This is a genomic window from Ruegeria sp. SATB027, from assembly GCF_059613825.1.
This window is the reverse complement of sequence record NZ_JBXWTH010000043.1, coordinates 1-7,173: the sequence shown is the minus strand read 5'-3', so window position 1 is coordinate 7,173 and position 7,173 is coordinate 1. Positions and strand designations below refer to the sequence as shown.

Sequence of the window (7,173 nt, the reverse complement as noted above, 5' to 3'; positions counted from 1 at the left end):
TGTTGTCCCATTCGGTGCCCCTTTCATGGACAGGGGTAAAGTACCCCAGTGTCCGGAAACAGGGACGAAGTCCAAACAGCACCTCCATTGTCAGGCAGGTCTGGATCGCCGCATCGCTGAACCGTTGCTGCCTACCACGCTTGCCACTCGGCGGCGGCACCCAGACCATCTCGGGATCAAACCAAATGGGCAGCGATCCGCGCTGCTTCAACGCTGTGTTATACGAAGGCCAGTTCTTGGTCTTGTACTTCGTCGGGGCCCAACTGCTCATGCCGACCAGCTATCACCCTGGATTCAAACAGTGAATCCCCAGACTGATTTGTGCAACAAAGCCCATCGTCTTAGGTCTTCGTATTCGGCAAGTGCTTCCCAACATGACCCACCACCATCTTCAATCGCTCCATCAGAGCGGGGTGACCGAACAGATACGAAACAACGACGCTCAAGCAGACAGGATTGTGAGATCTAAAGAGCACGAACTCCAAAGTGTGTCCATCGCCGCGACAAGCTTATCCATCTCGTCCGGGCCATGCACCGGCGACGGCGTGAACCGCAACCGTTCGGTGCCACGCGGCACGGTCGGGAAATTGATCGGCTGCACATAGATCCCGTGATCTTCCAGCAGCATGTCGCTGAGCCGCTTGGTGTGCACCGGATCGCCCACCATGACCGGCACGATATGGCTGCCATGATCGATGATCGGCAGACCCAGCCCTTTCAGCCGGGTTTTCAGGATACGCGCCTGGGTCTGGTGCTGGTCGCGCAGCTCGGGTGCCTGTTTGAGATAGGCAACCGATGCCGCAGCCCCGGCAGCGACCGCTGGGGGCAGCGACGTGGTAAAGATGAAGCCCGGTGCATAAGACCTTATCGCGTCACACATTTTGTAAGATGCCGCGATATAGCCACCCATCACGCCATATGCCTTAGCGAGGGTCCCGTTGATGATATCCAGCCGGTGCATCAGCCGATCCCGCTCGGCCACGCCGGCCCCGCGCGGGCCATACATGCCCACCGCGTGAACCTCGTCGATATAGGTCAGCGCGCCAAATTCATCCGCCAGATCGCAGATCGCTTCGATCGGGCCGAAATCTCCATCCATCGAATAGATCGATTCGAAGGCAATCAGTTTCGGTGCGTCCGGATCGTCCGCCGCCATCAACTCGCGCAGATGCTCCACATCGTTGTGTCGGAAAATTCGTTTGGCACCGCCATTGCGGCGCACCCCTTCGATCATCGACGCGTGGTTCAGCGCATCAGAATAGATGATCAGGCCCGGAAACAGTTTGGGCAGCGTCGAAAGCGTGGCATCGTTGGCGATGTAAGCGCTGGTGAAAAGCAGCGCCGATTCCTTGCCGTGCAGATCGGCAAGTTCAGCCTCAAGCCGCTTGTGATAGACCGTGGTGCCCGAGATGTTGCGGGTGCCCCCCGATCCCGAACCGGCGGCGTCGATGGCTTCGTGCATCGCATCCAGAACAACCGGCTTCTGCCCCATCCCCAGATAATCGTTGCCACACCAGACAGTGATCGGCTGCTCGGTCCCGTCGGGCCGGGTCCAGACCGCATGCGGGAAATGGCCGTTCCGCCGTTCGATATCGATAAAGGTCCGGTACCGGCCCTCTTCGTGTAAGCGTGTAAGCACCTCTCGGAGATTGGCAGAATGGTCCATTATTCTTCTCCTCAATCTTCAGGTGGCCGCGGGCTAGGAGAACGGGCCGACACGACCGTTTTCCGAATGGAAACGTAGATCAGAAAGCCACCATGCCATATGCGCCTAGCTCGGGGAGACCGCCAATGGTCTGTTTTGCTACAAGGTCACCATCTTCCTGAATATCGAAAATAATGACCGCTCCCTTATTGCCCACCAACTGATACATCTCGGTTCCATCCTTGCTGACCGCGAGATCGCCAAAAAAGAGCTCTTCAGAAGTATCCTTGTACGCACGTGCATTGACCAGGGACACGGTTCCGTTATCCCGCACACGGAAGGAACTGATGGAACTGGACAGTGCATTTGCGGCCCAAAGAGTGTCGCCATCTGCTGAGACCGCGACCCAGCAATTCGCGATCTCCCCGCCTTCGACAGCGTCCCCGGTCAGAACATCGCCGGAAACCATCGAGATGGCACCGTCTCCGCCCAGTTTGTAGCTTGAAACGGAGCTTGTCTGCCAGGAATAGAGAGGGCTCTGTACAACCACGTCCTGTTCAGCGCGAAGCATGAAATCCGGTGTCAGAAAACGGGCTTCAGACATCAGAACAGTGTCCCCAACAACGGCAAAACCGACCGGGATGGCCTGAAAACGCGATTCTTCGTCACGCGGAGACTCAATGGTCGACACAGGAATATCGGACAAAGTGCCTGCTACGACGCCAAACACATTGATCTTGCCCGTCACGAGTTCATTTACAACGACATGTCTTCCATCAGATGAAAACGCGATGGTAGATGGGCGGGCTTTCAGGTCCCGACGGGAGCCTTCCACAACCTCCAGTGTGTCGCCGCTGATCCTAAAGGCAGAGATGCTGCCGGACCCATTGTCGTTGCCGACAGCTGCGACCACGACCATTTCCCCATGAATGGCAATACTGATGGGGAAGTTGTCAGATGCGGGAGCGGTAGAAAGGGATGTAAGCGAATTATCCGCGCCAACGCCCATCAAAGAGATTGTTGCGTTGCCCGGATTGACAGCGAGAACATGCCTTCCATCAGACGAAATCGCGATGGCATTTGCTGATATCAGCGGGTCATCACCGTTTGCCAACGGATGATTCGGATCCTTTTGCAGTGCAGGGATTTCAAGATCACCTGTTCCTGTCCCACCGGTCGGGAACTCGCCAAGCAGTCGGTACGAGCCAGCGTCATCCTTTTCAAAGGCGACAACCGTGTTCCCATCTGCCTTGTTGCTGATGGTATAGAAACCTTGCGCAAATGCGAATGGTGCAGCAACTAGTCCCAAAGTGGTCACAATCGAAAAGGTTCTGAGATTCACTGGATGTCTCCTCTCTATCATTCAGTGTGGTGCCGACAATCGGACTTCGTAGCTGTCCGAAGATTATTATACTTGTTCGCCCCAAGGAGAAGGTGGCCAGTATTAACCCAGCCGAACCATCTGCGACAGCAACATTGAAACCCATATCCAAGCGACATCCGATATGAGTTTCTCAAACTTCCCGATGCCGATCGTCTGGATGTGGGTTTCGAAGGTCGTACGGATCACTTGATTCCGTCCGTTGTGAAGAAGTAGTCTTCGCCCTTGGCCAGAACGTGACACGAGATACACAGATCATTGCGCCCGACCAGCAGGTTGCCTTCATAGTTAATGGCCTCGCCCTCAGGCGTGAATTCGGCATAATACCAGTTGTTATGCGCGTCCTGATATCCGGCTTCGCGGCGGAACATGATGGCGTAGTTGTGCAGGTACTTGTCAGGGTTTTCCTGTACCTCCTTCAGCGCCACCGGTGTTTTTGTCTCGGCTAACGGGTGCTCGAACGACCGTTTGACTATCAGTTCGCCGTCATGGCCATCAATCTCGGCCCGGGTAAAAAGCGTCCCCAGAATGATCCCGTGTGGACGTGTGCCCGGATAAACAGGTACCTGGATCGCATTCGGCCCATTCCAGAGGTTCCGCTCCTTCATCGCCACGATGACCTTCTCCATATAGGCGAGGTCCTCTTCCGTGCTGTATTCCGCGATCTCGTAGTCATCGTCGCCGGGTTGAGGCAAAGAATTGTCCTCTTCGAACAGGTTGCCCGGGCCTTCCAGTGCCACGGCAAGTTCGCGCCCATCCACGATCACGGTTTCAGCATCCTGGCTCGAGTGTGCAGCTTCGTCGCTGCTGCCGCTATTCGAATCGCCGGCATCGGAACTTGCGGCCCCGCCGGAGGCGAAAGTCGCCAGATAGGCGATCGCATGTTCCGCATCATCCCGCTTCTTCAACTGGAAGGTCATTTTGGACTTTGCCGATTCGTCCCCCAACTGCTCCTTCAGAAATGCGGAGGTGCCCATCAGCCAACCCATGAGGTTTTCGTCCGTCCATACCAATCCCTGTTCGCCAGCAGAAACAAGCGATCCCGAATATTTGAAGCCCTCCACTGCCCCGGCAGCGCGACCATAGACATTAGTCAGAACCGGACCTGTCTTATTTTTCGCCCCCTCTCCAATCTGATGACACGATTTGCAGCGCTTGAATACTTTTTCGCCCTTGTCTGGGTCACCTGCAGCTATTGCTTCCCCTGCCATGAGGTTAAGCGACGCAGCCGCTACGAGTGCTAATGCTGGCTTTTTGTGGAAGGTTCTGAAGAACATTTCTACCTCATCGTCATCGATTAGAGTGGCAAGTCTCTCAAAAGAAGGTGGCCCGGGCAGCGAATGGTCTTCAGCAGCCAAGTCCACCTCATGAGGATCAAGCGGCCAACTCCTGAAGTCAGGAGCCGGCCACGAGCAGGGAGTTAGTTTGGCAGAGGAGTGAGGATGGGACGATACATGTTGATAAACACCATGTCTTCCGTCCCCTCGGCGCCTTCGCTGTCAATATGACACTGGGCGCAAGCTTCCTTCGGCGCTGGCGCGGCGACGGGCAGATATGGCGGAGCGTGGTGCCCGAAGTTGAAATATCCCCAGTTGTTCGTTTCGGCGAACCGCGACGAATCCTTCACCGCGACATCCATGCCATTCACAGGCCCAGGAAAGAAGCCGCGCCCAGAGGGTTCGTAACGCGAGCCATCTTCTTCATCGCCCTTGGGGTCATCAACAAGCTGCAGTTCCTTCAGCATCATCGTCCCCTCCGGCCATTCGCCGGTCGCGCGATAGGCGTGGAATGCGTCTGGCTGAACGTAAACATTATGGAACTCCGGGAACCCGGCGGCACCGCCGTTGAGTGAATGTGGCGTGAACGGCGCACCCAAGTACACCCAGGTATGGCGGAACCCTTTGGGGCGGATGAGTTCGCCCTTTTCCGTCCACTCCGGCACTATTGAAACACCATAGGTGTTCTCGTTGCTCTGAGCTTGAGCGCTCATGAACCCGTTATCGGAATTTACCGCCCCCAGCATCGCGGCTCCCGTACCTAGCAAAAGCGCAAGGACAACTTTTGATCTGCTAATATACTTCATGATTCCTCCCTAGGGTTTTGGTCTTCTTTAAGATTTGAAGTCCGTCCGGAACAAAAGTACAGAATATGCCGCAATTGTCCAGTAACGAGTTGCCCTGTATCACCGACGCGCGATTTTCCGTGACCTTACGCTTGGAAAACCAGTTAAACCATGCAAGAACTCCTCTGGAGAACAGAGAGGATTCCGCATGAATAGATTACTCGTTTTTTGTGTAGCGGTATGTGCTGTGTCGGGTATGGCACGAGCCGAAGTGCAGGGTGAGCGCATTAAGGTCACGGGCGAACTTATCGACACCTGGTGCTATTTTTCGGGCGTTATGGGAGGGCCGGATGCAGTAGTTGGATCAGCGCATCATACATGTGCCCTCTGGTGTTCTGCGGGCGGCGTGCCGGTTGGGCTGCTGGCCGAGGACGGCACTGTTTATATGGTGCTGAAATTCGAAGGCGACGACACCTCAGCCTCCAGCGATACGTTGTTATCGCTCGCCAGTCACCAGATCGAAGCCGATGGCCTGTACTACAAGCGCGATGGTCTGAATTACATCATCGTCAATGACGTGGTGGCTGACAACGGAATCTCGCACCTCAATCATGAAGATTATGGCCCGGTTCCCGGGTTCGCCATTGAGGATCCAAAGGAGAAATAGTCATGAAGAAGCTCATTTGCCTATTGACCTTGCTGACTAGCCCGGTAGCCGCACAGGATTTTTCAATCAATTCTGAAGCTAAATCCTGGAACCTTTACGCAGAAGTCCCCGCGAGATTCGAAGCCAAGGTTGTCGACCTGCTTTGCGTCATCACAGGCGATTGCCCCATCGATTGCGGCGCGGGCCGACGACAGATCGGCCTTTTACGCACCGCTGATGATGTGCTTGTCTTTCCCAACAAAAATGGCCAGCCAGCCTTCACCGGTGCCGTGGTCGAATTGCTGCCATTTTGTGGCAAGCTGGTCGAGGTCGATGGACTGATGACCGCCGACCCTGAATTGGGGGCGAACAACATTTATCTGGTGCAGAAAATCCGCGAGGTCGGCAGCGAAGATTGGATCAAGGCCAATCGTTGGACCAAGGAATGGAGCAAGGCATGGAAGTTGCGCAACCCGAATGCCAAGGCCGAAGGCCCATGGTTCCGGCGCGACGAACGGGTGCTGTCCTGGATTAAAAAGGAAGGATATTTCGGGCTCGGCCATGAAGTCGATCAGACATATATAGACGAGAATTTCTGATGCGGTGGCTGAGCATATTATTCGCTTGTGCCGTATCGTTACCGGCCCGGGCTCATGATCGAGTAGATCATTCCAACGAGGCTCAGGCACCGAGCCATCAAACGGAAGCCGAGATAGCTCCGCCCGCCGCATTGCCGTTCAGTCTAGGTGGCACATTCATTCTAACCGATCATACGGGCGTCGAACGATCGCAGGTCGACCCGGACGGGCGGGCGCAGCTTTTGTTTTTCGGTTATGCCAACTGCCCGTCAATCTGTTCCATCGCGATGCCTTTGCTGGCGGAACTGGCTGACGCCTTGACCAATGATGGTTTGAGCGTCCGTCCTGTGATGATCACAGTCGATCCAACGCGTGATACGGTCGAAACCATGGGCCCGGCGCTAATCAAGCTGCATCCCGAGTTTGTGGGACTGACTGGGACGAAACAGCAACTGGAATATGTCTATGACCTGTTTCAGGTGGGCCACGAAAAAATTTTTGACGACCTTGAACACGGTGCGGTTTATGCCCATGGCAGCCACATCTATTTGCTAGATGCCAATGGCGAGGTCCTCACGCTGTTCCCACCCATTCTGGGCGTCGAACGGGCACAAGCGATTGTTAGAAAGTATCTAAGCCCGCATCTCCCAAGTGACTGATTGAATATATTCGCGGATCCTGAGAAATCCCGAGGCGATGTCTGGCCTGCCCAATGTTTTGCAATAGGGTCTCCCTCCTCTGCTCGGTAAACGTCTCGTCTGGACGGATTGACGGCCTGATGCTATGTGGACTTCGTCCCTGTTTCCGGACAGTTTCACTATTGACCCTATGCGGCCATTTTCCAAGTCATATTGTTAAAGG

Annotated in this window: 8 protein-coding genes; 3 read left to right on the top strand and 5 right to left on the bottom strand. The window is 55.2% G+C overall.

Annotation, left to right across the window (positions count from 1 at the left end):
* From AC2FPW_RS12580 to AC2FPW_RS12560, 5 genes are all read right to left on the bottom strand, one after another.
* Positions 1-271, bottom strand: a 271-nt coding sequence (locus tag AC2FPW_RS12580; protein ID WP_496813987.1) for a transposase, incomplete at its 3' end; no start/stop codon positions are given.
* A gap of 171 nt (positions 272-442) precedes the next feature.
* Positions 443-1,666, bottom strand: a complete 1,224-nt coding sequence (hemA, locus tag AC2FPW_RS12575; protein ID WP_496813986.1) for a 5-aminolevulinate synthase — start codon at positions 1,664-1,666, stop codon at positions 443-445.
* 79 nt (positions 1,667-1,745) lie between these two features.
* Positions 1,746-2,987 (bottom strand): lactonase family protein, encoded by a 1,242-nt coding sequence (locus tag AC2FPW_RS12570; protein ID WP_496813985.1) that lies wholly within the window; start codon positions 2,985-2,987, stop codon positions 1,746-1,748.
* Positions 2,988-3,211: 224 nt separating this feature from the next.
* Complete coding sequence (locus AC2FPW_RS12565; protein ID WP_496813983.1) at positions 3,212-4,384, bottom strand: hypothetical protein; 1,173 nt, start codon at positions 4,382-4,384, stop codon at positions 3,212-3,214.
* A gap of 62 nt (positions 4,385-4,446) precedes the next feature.
* Positions 4,447-5,109 (bottom strand): cytochrome P460 family protein, encoded by a 663-nt coding sequence (locus tag AC2FPW_RS12560; RefSeq protein WP_496813982.1) that lies wholly within the window; start codon positions 5,107-5,109, stop codon positions 4,447-4,449.
* 235 nt (positions 5,110-5,344) lie between these two features.
* On the opposite strand from AC2FPW_RS12560, the gene AC2FPW_RS12555 reads away from it, so the two are divergent.
* Genes AC2FPW_RS12555 through AC2FPW_RS12545 form a run of 3 tightly spaced genes read left to right on the top strand, consistent with a single transcriptional unit; the run spans position 5,345 to position 6,971 of the window.
* Complete coding sequence (locus AC2FPW_RS12555) at positions 5,345-5,755, top strand: hypothetical protein (protein ID WP_496813980.1); 411 nt, start codon at positions 5,345-5,347, stop codon at positions 5,753-5,755.
* Positions 5,756-5,757: 2 nt separating this feature from the next.
* Complete coding sequence (locus AC2FPW_RS12550; protein WP_496813979.1) at positions 5,758-6,333, top strand: hypothetical protein; 576 nt, start codon at positions 5,758-5,760, stop codon at positions 6,331-6,333.
* Positions 6,333-6,971 (top strand): SCO family protein, encoded by a 639-nt coding sequence (locus AC2FPW_RS12545; protein WP_496813978.1) that lies wholly within the window; start codon positions 6,333-6,335, stop codon positions 6,969-6,971. The genes AC2FPW_RS12550 and AC2FPW_RS12545 overlap by 1 nt, the downstream gene beginning before the upstream one ends.
* Positions 6,972-7,173 lie beyond the last annotated feature (202 nt).